Below are 19,745 nucleotides of genomic sequence, written 5' to 3'. Positions count from 1 at the left end.
CAGCTGATTATGGTACTATGAAAGCAGCGGTCTTTAACGAATAAATAAGAGTGGAGTGAAGGTATTGACAGCACGTATTGGCTTTATATATGCACATCCTGACGATGAAACCTTTCTAAGCGCATGTATCATCCGGCAATATTCCGATCAGGGGCAAAGCCCTGTACTCCTCCTTGCAACGCGAGGCGAGGCGGGAAAGTTAGGGACCGAACGGGCAACGAACAAAGCGGAGCTGGCGGCGATCAGGGAGCAGGAAATGACTGAAGCTGCATGCATTCTGGGCATATCTGCTGTGGAATACTTGGGTTGGCCGGATGGTCAGCTCGGGCTTATTCCTTTCGAGGAGCTGGTCGAAGGTGTAATTTCGTTTATACAGCGTCATGAGTTAAACGTTCTATTCACATTTCCCGAAGATGGCGGGAACGGTCATCCTGACCATGTAGCGATATCCAAAGCGGTGACGGCTGCGGTACTCAGCGGTAAGTGCACAACCGTAGAGAAGCTATATTTTACGGCAAGTGCGACACTGTATAGCGCCGGACATGAGCCTGCGATTAAAGTTGATACAGAAGCCGGTTGGGAGACGAAAGCAGCTGCACTATGTGCCCATGCCTCACAGCGTGCGGCTATAGCCAAATACTTTGGCGATCTGGACCAATTTCCGGAAGAGCGCCGAAATGAGTCATTTGTTCTTGGCTGGCATGAAGGCGTCATGTGGCCTACTGAGAAAAATGCGTCGCAAAAGAAGGAATAATGTCAGAAGATGTATAATTATACATAAGGTAGGTGTACGAAATGGCTAAATTTGCCACAATTGAAGCTGTTCTAATCGCAGATGATCCTTCGACTTTCGTAACAAGGGAATTGGATAAGCTCGATTTGCGCTTTGGCGGCATTGAAGGCGATCGTCATTTTGGCGTTACGGCAAAGGCGGATTCGCGGCAGCCGATGTACCCTCGTGGTACTGAAATCATGAACCGTCGTCAGCTTAGCATCGTGTCCGTCGAGGAGCTGCAAGGCATTGCTGAGCGTTTGGGTGTAGCAGAGATTAAACCCGAGTGGTTGGGTGCCAATATTGTCGTCAGCGGCGTTCCGGAATTGACCAAGCTGCCGGTCGGCATCCGCATAATGCTGCCAAGCGGCGGCGGACTCGTATGCGAGGGGGAGAACGAGCCTTGCACGGGTCCCGGCAAACAGATTGCGAATCATTACGGGAATAAGGAATTGACCCATCAATTCGTCAAACTTGCCCAGAAGATGAGAGGGATTGTCGCCTACGTAGAGCGTCCAGGTGAACTGAAAGTTGGAGATCAGGTAGAAATACAAATTTAATTTTTTTCGTCTACCCCCACAAAAGTTTAAATCTACTCGAACTCTATATATTATCTTTGTATGAATAGAAGCGGAAGGTGTGGAAACATGTCAATTTGCAATTGCGAACAATGCGGACAAGTGATCATTACGAATAACGAAAAGCGTTGTAAATCGTGTTCCCAGCTTCAACTTATGGATACTCGTAAAGTGAAGGATTTCGTTCGATCGAACCCGCGTGCAACGATTCTTGAGGTGTATCATCAAACGGGAGTTTCGTTGCAGACGATTAAAGAGTTATTAAGAGCATAGATAGTTTAAAAGGGCTTGAACCCGGCAGCTCCTTCAGATAACCCCAATGCTATTCCTTTCGCTGCTATCAACTGTAAGTTGACCTCATATGAAAAAAACTGGGTTAGCGAGGCGGGCAGAAGGAAAGAACGAGGCACTTAGAAATTGTACAGGTATTCCTCACTAAGCATTCCTGATCCGTTAAGAACAATGGACGTTAATAAGGCATATTGGAGACGCAAGTAAAGGTCAGAACGCATTGTTTCATGCTCCGATCCGAACGTACAAAAGTCCATAAGTAACGAACGATCTTCGTTACTTATGGACTTTTGTTCTTAAATTGCTTTCCAGCTCAACTCACCCACTTATTAGCGACTCAAGTTTCTTTAATAGCGTATTGTGGGTCGCAAATGTATAAAAGTGCCATGATAAAGGCCGCTCCTTGTAGCATAGCTACTTGAGCAGCCTCTTTTATTGTCCGCTCAATGCTTCGCGAATACATTCAAAAGCAGCTCATCCTTAACGGGATCTTGGAAATCCCATGCCGTAGCGAAGCGAACCTGGTGAGATACGCCGATAATTTCGTATTTCTGAACCAAGTGCTGGCGGGCAGAGCCGATGATCAGTGAGTGGAGCCGCAGCTGTTTTTTCTGACCGAGAACGCCTAGCTTATGCAGCGTCCCGGAGGAAATTTGTCCAACGCCGTCCGTAACCATAACGAAGTCGGCATCTTGGAAATGCGGCTGGTGCTGGACGATCTCCATCCCGCGCGCCAGCGGGGCGTCGAAATTCGTACCGCCGCCGAATGCAAGCTGCGCGAGGCCGTAGAAGCGATCCCAATCGGGCCGCTTGTGGTGGAGCGCATGCTCGATGATCTCGCCTTTCGCTCCGAACAGCAGCAGAACGAAATCGCGGCGCTCCAGCAAGGAGAAGGACGCGAACGTCGCCGTGAATAGCTGCGCCAGCTTCAGCTTGCTGCCCTTCATCGAGTGCGACGTGTCGAGCATGCAGATAACCGGACCTTTTTGCGGCTCGTCAAGTGAGCCGGTGTAATTGTAGGTCATCAGCTTATTTTCCATCCACTTCACGAGAAAATAAGGCTCAAAGTCCTCATCGGCCAGCAAGCTGGCTTCACTGGGCAGGAGGTGAGCGATGTCGCCGGACTGGCGTAAATCATTGTACGCCTCCGGGATGTAAGGCGAACGCAGCTTCTTTCGCTGCACCCGAAGGTGGTGCAGATTGCGTCCCACCTCCTGCAGGAACGCAACCAAATCCTTGCTGCGTTTTAGCTTCTCGATCCACTGCATGTAGTGCTCGAACGTCTGCCGGCGCAGCTTGCCCAGCTCGCTGCCCCAGCGCCGGTTGGCGAGCCGCTGGCTTGCCTGCACCAGCTCGTGCACATTGAAGCTGTCCGCCTCTTCTAGGGACAGCGTTTCTTTCAAAGACCTGCCGAGCCAGTCGCCCAGCTCGTCCTCGATTTCTTTCATGGCCGCGAGTTCACGCGCGGCCATACGGTCCATCTGCCGCTCGCGTCGCTCGAGTTCCTCTTCGGCCTTGCGCAGCTTCGCTTTCAGCTTGTCGCGCTTCATGAACTCGGTGCGCATCTCTTCCTTCAGCTCCGTAATGCGCTGCTTCAACGCGCGAATCTCCTCGGCGACAAGGGGGCGGGCGTCGGCCGCATCCTGTTTCTCCTCGACGGTTCGCTTACCTTGTTGCAGCGTATAGCCTACAAGCCGGAGCTTCTCGATCTGCTTGTCCGTTAGCCGTTCGCTCACTTTGGCTTCATCCTGGCCGGTTTGCTGCTGCTTGTCCTTCAAGCCGACGCCGAGCTGCTGCTGCTCCCTGTGTCTGCGCTTGACCTCTTTCTCGTACGACTCGGTCAGCCACATCAGCGCTTTGAGCGCAGTTTTGAAGGATGCATTCACTTGTCCGATCGTACGAGGATGGATCGACACATAGAAGTATTGCTTGCGCAGCGTTAATACGAGCCAGCGGTGAAACGGCGTTTCCTCCACGGTGCCGTCGATGTCCGGCTTCGTCAAATAAAAGCACATGAAAAAGTCGGCGAACAGCTCAAGGTTAAACCAAGGCGCTTGCCGCAACGCTTCACGCATCCATTCCTGGGCGACGCGGGAGGAGTGAACGTATCCGTCAAATACATAGCGGTCTACCCGGGTACAGCGAATAATCATAGCGGTAACCTCTTATAACGTATAGTCGTACACGATGCCGGGAATTTCCCGGTCAAACAGGGTACGGTACAAGCCTTGTACGGATTGCAAGATGCGCTCGCCTTGAATGCGCAGATGCGTGAATTTCACAGCGTATTGCTCGGGATATTGCAGGAAGACGGATTGGGAGGCGATCCAGTCCGGCAGTTTCTTTTCCTTCTCCTGCCAGGAGATTAATCTGCCGCGCAAGCTTCTTGCGGTTTCTTCCAGCTCTGTGCGGCAATCTTCCAAGGCAACTTTCATCCGTTCCGAAGCTTCTTTGCTGAGTGCGCCGCCGACTTCTTTTTTGAATTGAAACGCATGCAGCTCATCTTCTTTTTCGAGCCACTTCCTCACGGTGAGATTGAATTGCTGCAGCGGCAATTCCTGCTCCATTTCTTTTTTCAGCATCTCTTGAAAGAGGGTGCTGAACACTTCTTTCAGCTCGACTAAGTCCTCGGGGAAGTCCCATAGCATATGCGGCGTCAGCACAGTATCCCATACGTTAACTATGCTGCGTCCATGGATCGCGGCGGATATTTTCCATGCATGTCCGATTTTGTTCCATCGGCGGTCGGAAAGCACATACTCTTTTTCCTCTAATGCGTTTTTCAACTGAAACATCATGTAAATGATCGGCTCCGGCAAGATGACATCGGTTGCTTGAGATTTGATTTGCTTGACCAAGTCGGTGGACAATAAAGCAGGAATCGGCGAGGAGGGAGCACTGAACATGAGCTCAAAGCTCGCGATTTGTTTCACATATTCGACTTCGTATCTGAAAAGAAATCGGTCGTATAGTGCAGCTAGCTGCTCGTTATCCTCCGGCAGCTCGTTGGAGGCCGCCATAAGGAAGAGTAGAGGGGTTGCCTGTTTATTCCGGCCATTAAAAAAGACGCGCTCATTCAAGACCGAGAGAAGCGAGTTGAGGATGGCGCTGTTCGCTTTGAAAATTTCGTCCAGGAAAGCAAATCGTGCACCGGGCAAGTAACCGTCCGTAAGACGGACATATTCATCTTGTTTCAACTTCTGCAGCGAAACAGGCCCGAACAGTTCGTCCGGCGTCGTGAACCGCGTCAGCAAGTAGTCGAAAAAAGGCTCGTTGCCGAACAACTCTGCTGTTGCGCGCGCCAATTGGGATTTGGCTGAGCCGGGAGGACCGACCAGCAGCACATTTTCACCGCTCATCATGGCTAGTAACAGGACGCGAATAAGCTCTTCACGTTCCATAAATCTTTTCTCCAGATGTCCCATCGCTTCTCTTAGTTTGTTTTGCACGGCGATTGGTTCTTTCATATGGCTGATCCTCCAGTAATTGATCGAGTATGTAAGCTTTATTGTACCAAACTGCCGGGCAAACATCGAATATGATACAATATGTCCAAAAACAGGTAGGAGTCGTGGTTGCACATGCGCATTGGCATTATTTCGGATACTCATTTATCGGACAGGGTCGAGAAGCTGCCGGATGTATTGGTTCAAGGGCTTCAAGGGGTGGAGCTTATTCTCCACGCAGGGGATTGGGTCAGCCCTCGCGTTATCGAGCTTGTTGAGCAAATCGCGCCTTGCGAAGGGGTTGCGGGAAATAATGATGGGCCCGACATCATTGATCGCTTCGGTCATAAGAAATTGCTCACGCTAGGTGAGTACCGGATAGGCCTTATCCATGGAGACGGATATCGCAAAACGACAGAGGAAAGAGCCCGTGAAGCGTTCCAGGCGCAACAGCCGGATATCGTCATCTTCGGGCACTCTCATATTCCTTTTCAGCAAACGATTGATGGCGTGCTGATGTTCAACCCGGGCTCGCCGACGGATAAACGAAGGCAACCGAGGTACTCTTACGGCATTATCGAACTGGGCGAAAAAATCAGGGCAGAGCATTTCTTCTACGACAGCAAAATCTAATTCTTTGGCATCCGCTGATTCATTCCGTTGTTAACCGCCGGAGACAGCTTGAAATACAATGAGCTGATCTCCAGGCTGAAGGACGAGATCGAAGTTATCCAGCCACGCCAAATTCGTATCGTTATAATAAAGCAATACGTGCTTTCTAACTTGTCCCGTTTCCGTAAACAGATGAACTCTCAGAAGCGGATAGATGTTGAACAGCTCATCAAGTGCCCCTTGCAGGGTATGCGCTTCCAATTCGAACTTCACGTTCCCGCCTGTACAATCCCGCAACAGGGAAGGAACGCTGACCGTAATCAGCATCCTAGTCCTCCACGATCCATGATTTTACGGTCAGAATGCGTGAGAATTGACCCGGCAGGCGTTCCCAGCTTTCGCCGCGATCTAATGAGCAGAACACTTCGCCGGAGGTTGTACCGAAGTACAGGCCATACGGATCCAGTGAATCAATAGACATGGCGTCGCGCAATACGCTGACGTGGCGTTCTTCTTCCGGCAGCACGTCACCGATCGGTTTCCAGCTTTGCTCGCCTCGCGCCATTCTATAGACAAGCAGCTTGCCGTCGCGCATGGAGCGCTGTTCGCTGCTCTCCAGAGGAATAAGGAACAGGTCGCCATTTGGCGAGACCGTGATCGGAAAACCGAACGGGGCATCCCCATCGCGTAGCGTTAAACCCTCTTCAATGGATTGCCAACTGTCACCGCCGTCGGTGGATTTGAAGACGCCTCCGTGCTCTTGCATATACAAGACATTGGAGTCGTCAGGGTCGAGCACCATTTTATGCACACAATAGCCGACTTCCGGACTTGGCTGTCCGGTTGGAATGCGGTTTAAGCCCTTGTTGCATGCATGCCAGCTTTGACCGCCATCCAGCGTCCGGAATACGCCGACTGCCGATATGCCAACCCACATCCGCTGCGAATCCTTTGGATCGATCAGAATCGTATGGAGGCACATGCCGCCTGCGCCCGGGAACCATTCCGGCCGTGTGGGATGGCTCGTCAAGCCGTCCAGTTCTTTCCAGGTTTGACCGCTGTCTCGACTGACGAATATCCCCGCTTCTTCGGTACCGGCGAAGAGCGTTCCGGGCTCCGATTCAAGACCTGGCGTCAACTGCCATATCCGGTTTAAGGAGAAACCGCTATCCTCACGATACCTTGGACCTTCCGTAATTTGCTCCCACGTTTCCCCGTCATTTCGGGATATCCGAATGGTTGCGCCGTAAGCGGCATGCGATGTTCCGGCATATAAGACATTTCCGTTCCTGCTATCCCCAAGTACGCTGTAAGCCTCCCAACCCGGTAAATAAGGTCCGCGCAGCGACCAATCCCGTCTTTCCACCGTCGAAGAGTAAATAAAAACACCTTTATTCGTTCCGATAAGCAATTGAACGCGCTTTGCCATATATGCCCTCCTTTAATAAAAGCTTATCTTCTAAATTCGGCAGATGGGAAAAAATACCTTCAAAGATGCAGGCTCTGCCAGCAACAATTTCAAGATGACTTGTGCTTTACCAATTCGGATTGCAAAGAGGAATTTGGTATTTCAGGCGCGAATACATGTTAGTTGAACGAAAAAAGAATACAGCAAAATTCGACATGAGGTATGGTAGTGAAAACTCTAGTAATCGCAGAAAAACCCGATATGGGCCGCAATATTGCGTCCGCAATCGAGCCGAAAGCAGTCAATAAACGATCCTATCTGGAAGGCGAGTCCTATATCATCACGTGGGCGATCGGACATTTGATTGAGTTGGCGGAACCTGATCAATACGATGAAAAATATAAAAAATGGAGCATCGATCATTTGCCCATCATTCCTGATACGTTTAAGCTTGTCCCCAATCCTCGTACCTATGACCAGTTGAAAGTGATCGCTGAATTGGCTAAAAAATGCGACAAGCTCGTCAATGCTTGTGACGCCGGGCGGGAAGGGCAGCATATTTTTTCATTAATCCAGCGGCACCTTGGACTGCAGCATCCGGTCAAAAGGCTGTGGATATCCGATTTAACCTCGGAGACGATCCGTACCGGATTTGAAACGATGAAAGATGGCTCTGAATATGAAAATTTGACCCGTGCAGCCAGATCGCGCAGTGAAGCGGATTGGCTCATAGGCATGAATGGCTCGCGTGCTTTTACGACCAAGCATAATGTGCTTCTTTCCGTTGGACGCGTACAAACACCTGTCCTTGCGCTCATTTATGACCGCCAAAAGCAAATTGAAGCTTTCTCATCGCTAAAGTTTTTCGAATTGGAAGGTCATTTCACCCAGGGAGACACCACATACAAAGGGATGTGGCAAGGGGAGCGCATGACTGATAAGGAGAAAGTCGAGGCGCTCGCCGCTAAAGTCAAAGGGAAACCAGGCCGAATCGTTTCTTATGAAGTGAAGGACACCAAAGAGTACCCGTTCAAACTTTATGATTTGACGCTGCTGCAGCGGGAAGCTAACGGAAAGTTCGGCTTCTCCGCCAAGAAAACACTCGATACGGCGCAAGCGCTCTATGAGAAGCATAAAGTTATTTCGTACCCAAGGACTAACTCCAACTATGTGACTGAGCAAAATATTCCGGAAATGCACAGATCACTTTCCGCCCTGCAAGGAACGGCTTATAACGAGCTTGTTCAAGGGGCAAACCGTAACCTGGTTCACAAAAATAACAAGTCCATCTGCAATCCAAGCAAGGTTGAGGATCACCATGCGATTCTTCCCACGAACCGCAAAGCGAGCGGTCTCAATCCAGACGAGCAGAAACTGTATGATCTGATCGTTCGTCGTTTTCTTTCCCAGTTTTATCCGCCTGCAGAATATAAAATGCATACGGTCATGACGGAAATCGAGCAGGAAATGTTCAAGACGACCGTCAAAGAACTGCTGCAATTAGGCTGGAAGGTCATTTACGCGGATCAGAAAAAAGAAAAGGCTAAAAGCTCCAAAGGGAAAGACAAGGAAGAAGAAGAGGAAGAAGAAGTCGAGGTCAATGAGCCTTTCTCCGTCGATCCGCAAGCTGACGTGATGTGCAGTGATGCGATTGTCAAGGAAAAGGATACGCAGCCGCCCAAACATTTCACGGAAGGTACGCTCCTTAAGGCCATGGAGAGCGCAGGCAAACAAATCGAAGATGAGGAGCTGCGCGATGCGATGAAAGACTCGGGTCTTGGCACTCCGGCGACGCGCGCTGCTACAATCGAACGGCTGAAAAAGGTCGGCTATGTGGATATGCAGGGCAAGAAAATTGTCCTGACACAGAAAGGCCGCATGGCTGTAGAATTAATTCGCGGCGCAGGAATCGAGCTTCTCACTTCACCGGAGATGACGGGTCAATGGGAGCGGAGACTGAACGAAATTTCCAGAGGCACGGCATCAGACGAGCAGTTTATGCTGAATGTAAAAAAGTTCGCTACGCTCATCGTGAATAAAGTACGGGTGCAGGCCAGAGCCTCGAAGACGGCTTTCGAAGGAGAAACGCCCCAAGCACAAGGCGGAAAACGCGGGTCAGCCAAATCAAGCGCAGCCACTGCATCACGTAAAAAGCAGGGAGAAGAATCCGTGGGGAACGGCGCTTCATCAACAATAAAGCCACAGGCCGCCAAACAACCTGATGGCTCTCCAAGCCTATTAGCTGCCTGCCCGCGTCCTGGCTGCGGGGGTTCCTTGTTCATGGGGCGCAAAGGCTACGGCTGTTCTCACTATAAGGAAGGCTGTAAATTCGTCATTTGGAAAGAAAGCTTCGGCAGGAGTCTGACGGATACGCAAATTCAAGCGCTCGTCCAAAAGGGGAAAACGGCCAAGCTCAAGCTCGTGCTGGCCGATGGTACATCGGTTGACGGACGTATCGTACTGAAAGATCCTCAATCAGGGGAGCTTGGTACGGAGACCGAATAAGAGAGAGGAAGTATGAAAATTTTTACGAACGATTGGTCCACATTATTAGAAGAGGAACTGCAGAAACCCTATTATCTGGAGCTGCACCAATTTCTTGTGAATGAATATCATACCAAAGCCATATTTCCGGAGAAGCATGATATTTTTAACGCGTTCCATTTGACCGCATACGCCGATACGAAGGTGGTCATTCTGGGGCAGGATCCTTATCATGGGAGAGGTCAAGCCCACGGCCTTAGCTTTTCTGTCAAACCGGGCATACCCGCACCACCATCCTTGCAAAATATGTACAAGGAACTGCAGACGGATCTGGGATGCTATATCCCCAATAACGGATACCTTGTAAGCTGGGCACAGCAAGGGGTCTTAATGCTGAATACGGTTCTTACCGTCCGTGAGGACAAGCCAAATTCCCACAAAGATAAAGGCTGGGAGCAATTTACAAACGCTATCATTCAAACTTTAAACCAGCGGGAACAACCGATCGTATTCCTTCTCTGGGGCAGCCATGCGCAGGCCAAACAAAAACTGATCGATACGGGCAAGCATCGGATTATCAAATCCCCGCACCCGAGCCCGTTATCTGCTTATCGCGGATTTTTCGGCAGCAAGCCTTTTTCAAGAGCCAATCAATACCTTGCGGAATTTGGCAGCACGCCAATTGACTGGCAAATTCCGAATATACCCGGTTAATGCCCCTTACTATTTCCAAGATACCCAAATTAATGTAAAGTAAATAAGAACCGATGGTTAATTTGGGTTGACCGTTTTTATTTAAGGAGGCGAAATAATGAAATTCCAAGATTTTGTGTATGAGAGGCCTGATATTACCTCATTTGAAACGCAATTCAACAACCTGCTTGAACGTTTTCAGCATGCTAACTCTTTTGAGGAGCAGGATTCGGTTATGGAAACGATCGTCAGCTTGCGTGGCGAGCACGAGTCGATGGAAGCAATAGCGCGAATTCGGCATTCGATTGATACGGCTGACGAATTTTATAAGGCTGAGCAGGAGTTTCTTGATGAAATTGAACCTTTATATCAAGGCCTGATTACAAAATATTATCAAGCGCTTGTCGATTCTGCATTCCGCACCGAGCTCGAAACCAAATGGGGAAAACAGCTGTTCACGATTGCTGAACTTTCATTGAAAACGTTCAAACCAGAAATCGTCGACGATTTGGTGCAGGAAAATAAGCTGGCCAGCGAATACTCCAAGCTGCTTGCCTCTGCTAAATTGATGTTTGCAGGCGAAGAGCGCAATTTGTCCCAATTAGTGCCTTTTCAGCTGTCGACGGACCGATCGGTGCGTAAAGATGCGAATGATATAAAATATAAATTCTTTGAAGAAAATGAAGCAAAGCTGGATGAGCTCTATGACCAATTGGTAAAAATCCGTACAGTGATCGCCCAAAAGCTTGGCTATAACAACTTTGTAAAGCTGGCCTATATTCGTTTGAATCGCTCCGACTACGATGCAAAAGGCGTTGAAGCATTCCGTAAGCAAGTGCTGGAACATATTGTGCCTGCTGCTACCAAGCTGAAAGAACGTCAAAAATCCAGAATTGGCGTAGATGCGCTGCATTACTATGACGACAAATTTGGCTTCGCAACAGGCAATGCCGAGCCAAAAGGCGATGCGGAATGGATTGTGGAACAAGCCCGCAAGATGTATGCAGAGCTTTCCCCGGAAACGAATGAGTTTTATACGTTTATGACCGAGAATAGCCTCATGGATCTTGTGGCGAAAAAAGGCAAACGGGTAGGCGGTTATTGTTCCTACATCAGCAAATACAAAGCACCGTTCATCTTTTCCAACTTCAACGGTACGGCAGGAGACATCGATGTTTTGACACATGAGGTGGGCCATGCGTTCCAAGGCTACAGCAGCCGGGAATTTCAAGTGCCTGAATACATATTCCCGACGCTGGAAGCCTGTGAAATTCACTCAATGAGCATGGAGTTTCTGGTATGGCCCTGGATGGAGTTGTTTTTTGAAGAAGATACGGACAAATATAAGTTCAAGCATTTGAGCGAGTCGCTGATGTTCATTCCTTACGGTGTTGCTGTAGATGAATTCCAACATAGAATTTATGAACAGCCGGAGCTGACGCCAGCAGAGCGTAAGCAAGTGTGGCGCGAGATTGAGCGTAAATATTTGCCGAATCGCGTTTACGATGACCAGGCGTATCTGGAAAGAGGAGGCTTCTGGCAGCAGCAACCGCATATTTTCAAAAGCCCGTTCTATTACATTGATTACACACTTGCCCAGATTTGCGCTTTGCAGTTCTGGAAGCGGGCTAACGAGAACCCGGGCGTTGCATGGCAGGATTACCTGCGACTTTGCAATCAAGGCGGAAGCCAATCGTTCACAGAGCTGGTTAGCGTGGCGGATCTCATTTCTCCGTTCCAAGAAGGCTGCGTCGCTTCCGTTATTGGACATATCGAAACATGGCTCGATCAGGTGGATGATACCAAGCTTTAAATGATTGGCTGCACGTGGACGATTTCAAGTCCGCTCTCACAGGGCTTACCGGTTTCATAGGAGCGATCGTCGAGGACATCTTGCAAGGCTTCGTAATGAGCTGGAAGACCGCTTTGCAGAGCTTCTACGGCAGCCTGCAGGACAGCTTGCCCTTCTACCATGGCATTGTCCCATAAATCCCATGCGCTAAAAGTGTACGTCTCCTCAATTGAAGTGGGACAATTCCAAACAGCCTTGGCTTCGTTCATGTAATCGAGCGGAGCCGGGTTTTTGGTATAAACGAGGGGTGAAATTTGACCTAAGGTGAGTACGCGCTTGATCCCTTTTGGATCATGAAACAACCGCTGCGCTCTAATCATATCGCGATATGCATCATTCCAATCTTTTTCAGTCAATCTTGATGTCAGGTCGGGATAGTGAAGTGATGCAGAATGTGCGAGTGCCGGCACGATGCCGAGTGGAAAAGCTTCGCCTACGTAAATTTCTTTCCATACCGGTGTTTTCCATGTTTGAAGTCCCAGCTTTCGTTTGACGATAATCGTATCCATAATAATTTCAAAACGTTGGTGGTTCCATTTTTTAAAGCCGGATTTATGAAACACATAAGGATGCATATTGCGATCCAAGATGTGATGCGTAAAGAAGCCAAGCACATACATGACTGCCGGGTTGTACAAGCCTCTACCCTGAACATGGCGAAGCAGATCAAGCAAAAAAGGACCGCAAGCATCGGTATGCATCCGACTGCCAAGCTGATTCAGCGTCTTGTTCTTCTTCCATGGCAGAAAGTTGTGATAAAATAAAAAATCAGGTCCTTGACAGCCCAACGTGAAGACGTGGCGCAGCTGTTTATCATTCAGAACGTGTTCATGACCCATCTGAGTCATCAATTCCTGACCGAAGATGAGGTGTGTCCATATATTAGGCATGGCTGTCACTCCTTAGCATAAACTTATTGTTTTTCACGAGTAAATCCGGCGTCGTCAGTACACGTTACATTCTAGCACAATCTTCGACAATGAGGGCATATTTCGTGCATAATTTCCAGTCCAACAGTTACTAAGGCAGGAATAATATGCAAATCGTCGAATTCAACTAGCGGTGATGGAAACCATCAAATGTTTTTGAAGATGGGAGATAAAAAACAATGATCAATAAGCCGCTGAACTTGAAGAAAGGTGATTATCCAGACCATATTCAAAAGCTGCTTACGGGTATGGAGCCGACTTTTGGCGCTGCCTTCGAATTCGCTGCGATCGGTATGGCATTAATTGCACCTGATGGCTACTGGATAAAAATGAATAACTATTTTAGTGCCCTTACAGGATATTCCAGTCAAGAGCTGCTAAATACCGAAGTCCATCATATTTCCTTGGCGGAAGATAACGAGAAACAGTCTGCACTCATGGAACAATTGCTTGCCGGAGAATTGGGCTCGTTTCAACTCGAAACAAGATTCAGACATAAATCGGGGAAAGTGGTTTGGGTGGAATGCAGCATGTCACTTGTCCGAGATCTGACCGGCGCTCCACTATACTTTGTCGCGCACTATAGAGATATCTCCCGAGGAACAGACATGGAACGAAAGCTGGCCGAAAGCGAGCAGCGATACAAGTCCCTCATTGAACATAATCCCGCGGGCATTCTTACTTGCGATTTAAACGGATTGATCAAAAGTATAAATCCTGCGATGGAACGGATTCTAGGCTATATGGAGTTGGAGATGGTCGGTCATCCGATCAATCGCTTTTTGGGTAACAAGGAGAGTGGTGATTCGTCGGCGACCCATAGCTTTATTTTTCAAGAAGCAGATAATTATATGCTGAGTGTGAAGCATAAAAATGGCGATACGATCGTTCTAGGACTCAAAAATGTGCCGATCATCGTGAATGACTTAATGGAAGGCATGTATATCATTGCCAGGGATATCACCCAGCATAACAAAGATCGAGAACAGCTGCGAATCGCTCAGCAAGACCTTCATGATACGGTACGCAGACAACAGGGCATGACGATGAAATTTAGACAAATGAGGGGGAAATTTATACATACATTGTGCGATGGGGAGCTGCTTTATAGACTCGGATACAAACCATCTCACATTATCGGTAACGGATTATATGAAATTTGGCCATTTTACATGGCGGCGAATATCGAAAAGTATTATCGAAGAGCCTGGAATGGGGAAGAAAATGTTATCTATGAGGCGACTTTTCGCGGTATAACCTACCTAACCTCGTTGCGGCCGATTCTTGAACAAGGCAAAGTCATTGAAGTGATCGGCTCTTGTGTGGATATTACCGAACGCAAGCAAATGGAAACGGAGCTCCGGGAAACCAAAGAGCTGCTGGAATCTTTTATTAATAATACAACTGATGCGATCTGCGTGCTGGACCTGAGGGCTAGAGTCATCTCCGTGAATGCCGCATACGAGCATGTATTCGGCTGGAAGCAGGAAGAGCTGAAGGATCAGAGGCTGCCGATTTATCCGGAATTTTTGGAAGAGCAGCGCAAAGAGATCTACGATATGCTGAGGGCAGGCAAGCAAATCTCAGGCCTCGAGACGGTGCGGCTGCGCAAAGATGGGCAGTTCGTTCACGTGAGCGTGACAAAGACGCCGATCAAGAACGAAAAGGGCGATATCATTGGCTTCGCCGGTATTGCGCGGGATATTACGGAGCGCAAGCGAACGGAGGAGCTGCTGCGCAAATCCGATAAGCTCTCGGTAGCCGGTCAACTGGCTGCCGGGCTTGCGCATGAGATCCGTAACCCGCTTACATCGCTCCGCGGCTTTTTGCAGTTGCTGCAAAGCGACATGAAAGAGAAGCAGCATTATTTTGACATCATGCTTTCCGAGCTCGATCGCATTAATTTCATTGTCAGTGAATTTCTAGTCATTGCGAAGCCTGAAGCGATACATTATAAGCGGAGCAATCTCAAAGACATCTTGCAAACCGTGATAGCGCTCCTAGAAACGCAAGCCGTCCTCTGCAATACGGAGCTTGTTCTGGAATTCGAATCGGAAATTCCGGAAATCGTTTGCTCTGAAATGCATTTGAAACAGTTATTTATTAATCTGGTTAAAAATGCGATAGAAGCGATTCCCAAAGATGGACATATACGTATTTCAGTATCCATGCAAGGGAATGACCATATACTCGTACGTACGAAGGATAATGGTTGCGGCATTCCGGAGGAGAGATTGAAGCAACTGGGAGAACCTTTCTATACAACGAAAGAAAAAGGGACCGGGCTCGGTCTGATGATGTGTTTCAAAATTGTTGAAGCCCATAAGGGTACGATGCAAATCCAGAGTTCGATCGGGGAAGGTACGATGATCGACGTGCTTCTGCCGACACAGCATCAGGTTGTGACACAGCTTGAATAGCATGAGAAAACCGCCAGTTCTGCCGACAAGCAGGTGCTGGCGGTTTCGTTTCTTTATGAGCGAATACTGAATTCAGTCGTTTCTCTGGAGTACCATAGCGGTACTTGTTCATTCGCTTCACGATCGCTGTGTATTCTCACATAATCGGGTGTATATTTCACGATAAAGCCTGAATCGACTTGATAATAGACCCCCAGAGAGTCTAGTGACCAAACGTAAACAGGTGTTTGAGTCAGTGCTGCGACGAACAGCTCAGTATCCGTATCGAGTAATTTAGTTCCGTAGATCATCTTCGCACCTCTGTCGTTTTTATGAGTGTAGTGTATGTCATTACTAGAGACAGCATGAGTAAGCAGGTCGTCACGCACACGCGTGCATTTTTTTTACCACATAATACTTCTAAGTTTCCGATTATTCGGATAACGATTTTTTTATAGCGTTTCTGTCTAAGACCAAGTACAATCTAAGTTATGATTTTTTTATTCATTCGACAGGGAGAGACAACATGAAATTCTCAATCCGATATATATCCTTTTTCGTCATCCAGGTTGACGGAGGGGACGCTTCATCCCATAAGAATTACAAACATTATCAGACGCTGGATGAGGTGGATTATGAGGAGAGCGCCTTGCAGCATTTTCTGGATGGCGAGTTCGCCCGCATCGCAAAGCGCAAGGTTGAACGTAATCCAAGGGCTGAACAAGTGCCGACCAAGGTCGGTCGTTTCATTACAGAGTCGGGCTTCGGTCTGGAAAGCAATCCGAACTATAATCTGTTTGCACGTCTGCGATTTGCCGAAAGCAAGCAAGATTTTTTGAACGTTGGCGATGAACTGCTGAATGCTTACTTGAACACTAGCGCTGTTCGGGGAGGAGCCTTCTTAATTGCCAGCGCGAAGCTCAATCAATATTTCGATGATCCGTTCGTATTTATTTTAAAATGTGATTTTGAACCGAAAATCGCCCGCATTACCGATGAGAAGAGCTTGCTCAATCAAGTGGAAATGGCCATTAATGCGAAAAATATGAAATCGATCCAATACCCGTTTATGCCGGAGGAAGGCATGCTCGAGGAAGCAGAGCTCAAAATTCATCAAGCTTCGCATGCCCGATACTTTGAGGATTTCCTTAAATATGTAGAATATGAGCAGTCGATGCCTGAAATTTTGCATCACCAAGTGGTCGGTCTCGTCCAACAGCAGCTCGAACGGGATTATGGACACATGCCCGAAGACCGTGAGCGTGAGGAAAGAGACTTGGAGCTGTGGGCAGCAAGCGAGAAACGGGAGCTTCAAGAGAAGTGGACACCCGTGCAGGTGATGGAAGCAGCTAATTATCTGGTTGAGCAAAAGCCCGATCTCGAGATGCGCATCAAGCTTGACCACATAGGCGTTAAAGCGCAGTTGGCCGATTACGGCCGCAAGGTACACATTGCCCGGCAAGGCGAACGGTACGTCATTCTCATCGAAGGGGAATATCTTCATTTCGAGAAAGGTGTCTCTCCAGTCGAGCTGTTAAGACCGGATGATCTTCATGCCGTGATTGAACGTATCACGAAAGAAGAGGGAGAAGGATAGAGTTCATAATTACAGGGTTCCCACGGCTCTCATTTCCTTGTATAATAGGGGAGTTTTCAAGAATTGACTGTTGGTTAATATCAGGAATGGTAGAAGGGGAAAGGGGTCAATGGCTGTGATTGTGGTTGGGGGAATGATCGGGCTTGGTAAAACTTCGGTAGCCACGCTGCTCGGGCAAGAACTGAATTCGGATGTATTCTATGAAAGCGTAGATGATAATCCGATTTTACCTTTGTTTTATACGTCCACACCGGAAGAAATCGAGAAGAAGCGGTATCCGTTTCTGCTTCAATTGCACTTTTTGAATACGCGTTTTAAATCGATAAAGCAAGCGCTGGTACATAATCGCAATATCCTGGATCGAAGCATTTATGAGGATTGGTACTTTGCCAAGGTAAACCGTCAGCTGGGAAGGATTAGTCAGTTGGAATTCGATGTGTATGAAGGCCTGGCTGACAACATGATGTCCGAGCTCGCAGAACTGCCTAAAAAAGCACCTGATTTAATGGTATATCTGAAAGCTTCATTCGATACTGTGATGTACCGAATTGGTTTGCGTGGCCGCAGCTTCGAGCAAGACCAATCGTTAGTCGATTACTATCGGCTTTTGTGGTCTGGTTATGACGACTGGGTGATGAATCACTACAATGCCTCTGAAGTACTGATCGTTGATATGGATCGTGTGGATGTTGTTAACCGTGCTGCTGATGCTGCTGATGTAGTTGAAAGTGTTCGTTGTAAGCTTAAGGAATTAGGAATCGCCTAAATACGAATCGATAGCAAAGACAAGCTGCCCCTTCCTTTTGGAAAGTGTGGCTTGTCTATTATTACATGATAAAAAAAGAAGCCACTCGAAAGTGGCCTCGTAATCTTAGAGAAGTCTAATAAACCAACACACCGTAAATACACTTATCCAGATGAATGCGCTTAACATAATGCCATTGACAAAGCCTGTTGCAGTGTTTGGATAATTATTCATCATTATCATCACCCTTCACACAGCTTTTGTTCCTATTATTTCCTATTGTAAGCCTTTTCAACTTATAAATCAAATATATTCAGAAAATTTAAAAAAATAACTCCAATAGGCCTAAACCGGCAATAAGGTACAAAAGTCCTGAACCTCGGCTTCATATATTGCATAATATGTAGGTAATTATCTTTTTTTGTTGCAATGATCTCCTAAATATTGTATGATACATTGTGTATCGGATGTTATGTTGATGAACTGGGGTGGTCGATCTTGTTGTACGTCATTTGTTACAAAGGGAAACCATTATGTTCCCCGTTAACCAAGCTAGAGGCTACGGAAAAAATGATTAAATTAAGCCGTTCCTTTTCTAATCTAGAAATGGTGGAAGTGCAGCCGAAATTAGCTGCAAAATAGTCATCACTTTCATAAAGCAGCTCCCTGACTTCGGTTTGGGGGTTTTTTCATGTGTAGTTTATGTTAAAGTGAATGAAAATAGTCATCATCTTTGGGAAGAAATGAGGAGTCTGGCATATGAGGGAGAATAAGGCGCTTATCATTGGGGCGGGAATCGGCGGATTATGTATCGCTAATTTCCTACAGCTGCAAGGATGGGAAGTGACTTTATTTGAAAAAAAGTCTGCGCTTTCGGAATATGGAGCGGGGATCGTACTTGCGGCAAATGCCATGGAGGTATTGGAACGTTTGGGCATAGCCGAACAAGTGCGTGATGCCGGTGCAAAGGTAGGAGTAGCAGAAATTAGAACTTGGAACGGGCATCTGATCGCAGCTTTGCCCACGCATAAACTAGCTGCGCGATACGGGACGTACAGTTATCTGATTCATCGAGCTGCACTCCAGTCCATTCTGTATCGCGGCTTAACTGAACATGCGACGTTAAAACTAAATATGAAGCTCACAGGAATAGAACAAAAAGAAGGAGGTGTGACTGCACGATTTGAGGATGGGAATAAAGAAACAGGTGATATTCTGATTGGCGCCGATGGTATCTATTCCGCTGTACGAGACAAGCTTTTTGGTCATGCAGAGCTTCGCTACTCGGGGTTTACAGCTTATAGAGGCGTTACATCATTTCAAGATAAGCGTTATGTACTTGAAAAGGGTGGAGGATTTGAGGCGTGGGGGCGCGGCAAACGCTTCGGCTATTCGCATTTGGGGCAGGACCGAATCTTCTGGTTCGCGGCCATCAACGCGCCTGCAAATCAACGAATTCCACAAGAACAATTGAAGGAGGAAGTACTGCGCCATTTTCACGGGTGGTTCGACCCCATTGAAGCAGTTGTTCAAGCGACGGATGCTGATGCAATCCTTTCTCACGATATCTTCGATCGTGAACCTCTTGAACGCTGGAGTCAAGGCAGCATCACCTTGCTCGGCGACGCCGCGCACCCGATGCTGCCTATTCTTGGTCAGGGAGGCGCTCAGGCCATGGAGGATGCACTTGTACTTGCTCAGTGTTTGCAAGGAGATGTGGATGTTACCCGAGGGTTGAGAAATTATGAACAAATCAGGATACCTCGAACATGCAGAGTTGTTCGGCAATCCCGCAAAATGGGCCGAATGGTGCAGTTGGATAATCCTTTGGCCATAGGCATCCGTAATCAAATACTGCGCCTTATGCCGGAGCAAATACAGATGAATCAATTGCATTGGCTGCTTGGGACTAACAATTAGCAGAGCTACAGAAGATTTT

17 protein-coding genes are annotated in these 19,745 nt (G+C 47.9%); 11 read left to right on the top strand and 6 right to left on the bottom strand.

Annotation, left to right across the window (positions count from 1 at the left end; genetic code table 11):
• The first annotated feature begins 64 nt into the window (after nucleotides 1-64).
• The 3 genes from ICC18_RS23415 to ICC18_RS23405 all read left to right on the top strand — a co-directional run bounded on the left by ICC18_RS23415 (nucleotide 65) and on the right by ICC18_RS23405 (nucleotide 1,623).
• On the top strand, nucleotides 65-754 hold the full coding sequence (locus ICC18_RS23415) for a PIG-L deacetylase family protein (protein WP_188176865.1): 690 nt from the start codon (nucleotides 65-67) through the stop codon (nucleotides 752-754).
• Nucleotides 755-795: 41 nt separating this feature from the next.
• Nucleotides 796-1,332 carry an MOSC domain-containing protein gene (locus ICC18_RS23410; RefSeq protein ID WP_188176864.1) on the top strand — a complete coding sequence of 179 codons (537 nt, stop codon included), beginning with the start codon at nucleotides 796-798 and terminating at the stop codon, nucleotides 1,330-1,332.
• Between the two features lie 87 nt (nucleotides 1,333-1,419).
• Entirely contained in the window at nucleotides 1,420-1,623 is a 204-nt protein-coding gene (locus ICC18_RS23405; RefSeq protein WP_188176863.1) for a hypothetical protein, read from the top strand.
• Between the two features lie 461 nt (nucleotides 1,624-2,084).
• On the opposite strand, the gene ICC18_RS23400 is transcribed toward ICC18_RS23405, so the two are convergent.
• A complete protein-coding gene (locus ICC18_RS23400; RefSeq protein ID WP_188176862.1) occupies nucleotides 2,085-3,794 on the bottom strand; it encodes a vWA domain-containing protein in 1,710 nt (569 codons plus the stop codon).
• Between the two features lie 12 nt (nucleotides 3,795-3,806).
• Nucleotides 3,807-5,108 carry an AAA family ATPase gene (locus ICC18_RS23395; RefSeq protein WP_188176861.1) on the bottom strand — a complete coding sequence of 434 codons (1,302 nt, stop codon included), beginning with the start codon at nucleotides 5,106-5,108 and terminating at the stop codon, nucleotides 3,807-3,809.
• Between the two features lie 114 nt (nucleotides 5,109-5,222).
• Here ICC18_RS23395 and ICC18_RS23390 point away from each other — a divergent pair, with 114 nt between their 5' ends.
• A complete protein-coding gene (locus ICC18_RS23390; protein WP_188176860.1) occupies nucleotides 5,223-5,720 on the top strand; it encodes a metallophosphoesterase family protein in 498 nt (165 codons plus the stop codon).
• A gap of 30 nt (nucleotides 5,721-5,750) precedes the next feature.
• Here ICC18_RS23390 and ICC18_RS23385 read toward each other — a convergent pair whose 3' ends face one another.
• Nucleotides 5,751-6,026, bottom strand: coding sequence for a MoaD/ThiS family protein (locus tag ICC18_RS23385; protein WP_188176859.1), 276 nt, complete (start codon nucleotides 6,024-6,026; stop codon nucleotides 5,751-5,753).
• A gap of 1 nt (nucleotide 6,027) precedes the next feature.
• Complete coding sequence (locus tag ICC18_RS23380; RefSeq protein WP_188176858.1) at nucleotides 6,028-7,128, bottom strand: beta propeller repeat protein; 1,101 nt, start codon at nucleotides 7,126-7,128, stop codon at nucleotides 6,028-6,030.
• A 207-nt stretch (nucleotides 7,129-7,335) separates the two neighbouring features.
• Between ICC18_RS23380 and ICC18_RS23375 the strand changes: the two genes are divergently transcribed.
• The 3 genes from ICC18_RS23375 to ICC18_RS23365 all read left to right on the top strand — a co-directional run bounded on the left by ICC18_RS23375 (nucleotide 7,336) and on the right by ICC18_RS23365 (nucleotide 12,097).
• Nucleotides 7,336-9,612 (top strand): type IA DNA topoisomerase, encoded by a 2,277-nt coding sequence (locus tag ICC18_RS23375; protein WP_188176857.1) that lies wholly within the window; start codon nucleotides 7,336-7,338, stop codon nucleotides 9,610-9,612.
• A gap of 12 nt (nucleotides 9,613-9,624) precedes the next feature.
• Nucleotides 9,625-10,305, top strand: a complete 681-nt coding sequence (locus ICC18_RS23370) for a uracil-DNA glycosylase (protein WP_188176856.1) — start codon at nucleotides 9,625-9,627, stop codon at nucleotides 10,303-10,305.
• Between the two features lie 97 nt (nucleotides 10,306-10,402).
• A complete protein-coding gene (locus ICC18_RS23365) occupies nucleotides 10,403-12,097 on the top strand; it encodes a M3 family oligoendopeptidase (RefSeq protein WP_188176855.1) in 1,695 nt (564 codons plus the stop codon).
• On the opposite strand, the gene ICC18_RS23360 is transcribed toward ICC18_RS23365, so the two are convergent.
• Nucleotides 12,094-13,026, bottom strand: coding sequence for a zinc dependent phospholipase C family protein (locus tag ICC18_RS23360; RefSeq protein ID WP_188176854.1), 933 nt, complete (start codon nucleotides 13,024-13,026; stop codon nucleotides 12,094-12,096). The two genes, ICC18_RS23365 and ICC18_RS23360, sit on opposite strands and share 4 nt — an antisense overlap.
• Nucleotides 13,027-13,244: 218 nt before the next feature.
• Here ICC18_RS23360 and ICC18_RS23355 point away from each other — a divergent pair, with 218 nt between their 5' ends.
• A complete protein-coding gene (locus ICC18_RS23355) occupies nucleotides 13,245-15,485 on the top strand; it encodes a PAS domain S-box protein (protein ID WP_188176853.1) in 2,241 nt (746 codons plus the stop codon).
• Nucleotides 15,486-15,538: 53 nt separating this feature from the next.
• Here the strand turns inward: ICC18_RS23355 and ICC18_RS23350 are convergent, their stop codons facing one another.
• Complete coding sequence (locus ICC18_RS23350; protein WP_188176852.1) at nucleotides 15,539-15,775, bottom strand: hypothetical protein; 237 nt, start codon at nucleotides 15,773-15,775, stop codon at nucleotides 15,539-15,541.
• A gap of 215 nt (nucleotides 15,776-15,990) precedes the next feature.
• On the opposite strand from ICC18_RS23350, the gene ICC18_RS23345 reads away from it, so the two are divergent.
• From ICC18_RS23345 to ICC18_RS23335, 3 genes are all read left to right on the top strand, one after another.
• Entirely contained in the window at nucleotides 15,991-17,061 is a 1,071-nt protein-coding gene (locus ICC18_RS23345; RefSeq protein ID WP_188176851.1) for a DUF3900 domain-containing protein, read from the top strand.
• Nucleotides 17,062-17,170: 109 nt separating this feature from the next.
• Entirely contained in the window at nucleotides 17,171-17,827 is a 657-nt protein-coding gene (locus ICC18_RS23340; RefSeq protein ID WP_188176850.1) for a deoxynucleoside kinase, read from the top strand.
• 738 nt (nucleotides 17,828-18,565) lie between these two features.
• Entirely contained in the window at nucleotides 18,566-19,726 is a 1,161-nt protein-coding gene (locus ICC18_RS23335) for an FAD-dependent monooxygenase (RefSeq protein WP_188176849.1), read from the top strand.
• Nucleotides 19,727-19,745: the final 19 nt, after the last annotated feature.

This window comes from Paenibacillus sedimenti, assembly GCF_014534655.1.
GTDB classification, from domain to species: Bacteria; Bacillota; Bacilli; order Paenibacillales; family NBRC-103111; genus Paenibacillus_E; species Paenibacillus_E sedimenti.
The sequence above is the reverse complement of the archived record's forward strand: the minus strand, read 5'-3'. Positions and strand labels throughout refer to the sequence as shown.